Origin of the sequence: Cellulomonas telluris (genome assembly GCF_004886325.1) — a bacterium.
Classification (GTDB): domain Bacteria; phylum Actinomycetota; class Actinomycetes; order Actinomycetales; family Cellulomonadaceae; genus Cellulomonas; species Cellulomonas telluris.
Genome location: NZ_QXFN01000134.1, coordinates 1 through 502, shown reverse-complemented (window position 1 = coordinate 502; position 502 = coordinate 1). Strand labels below are relative to the sequence as shown.

The 502-nt window shown below is 77.3% G+C and carries 1 protein-coding gene; it reads left to right on the top strand.

Annotation, left to right across the window (positions count from 1 at the left end; genetic code table 11):
• A partial coding sequence (locus FB586_RS19665; protein ID WP_222928409.1) for a hypothetical protein occupies positions 1-502 on the top strand: 502 nt, incomplete at both ends.

Genomic DNA, 502 nt, shown 5'->3' with positions numbered 1-502 from the left:
GGCGGCCGACGAGACCGCGGTCCGCTGCCTGACGATCCTCGGGCGACCGGCCGAGGCGCTGGACCGCGCGCGGGCCATGCCCCGAGAGCCGGCCAGCCTCGCCTGGACCGAGGCGCTCACCGCGGCGATGGCGATGTTCGCCCTCGAGCTCGCCGAGGCCCGGACGCGGGCGACGGCCGCGCTCACCGCCTGCAAGGCCCACCCGGACCGTTTCGCGGAGGTGCTCGCCTGGAGCGTGCAGGCCTGGGTCCTGAACCTGCGCGGCTACCACGCCGACGCCGTCGAGCCCGCCGCCACCGCCGTACGCCTGGCCGACGACAGCGCGCACGGCGCCGCGCACCGGATGGCGCCACGGCTGTTCCACGGGCTCGCGCTGGAGAGCGCCGGCGACTCGACCGCGGCGGCCGAGACGCTGCGGCAGGGCCTCGCGATCGCCGACGACCTCGGCGCCGCGTGGTCCGTGCCGTTCTACCGCTACGCCGTCGCGCTCGGGCACTGGAAC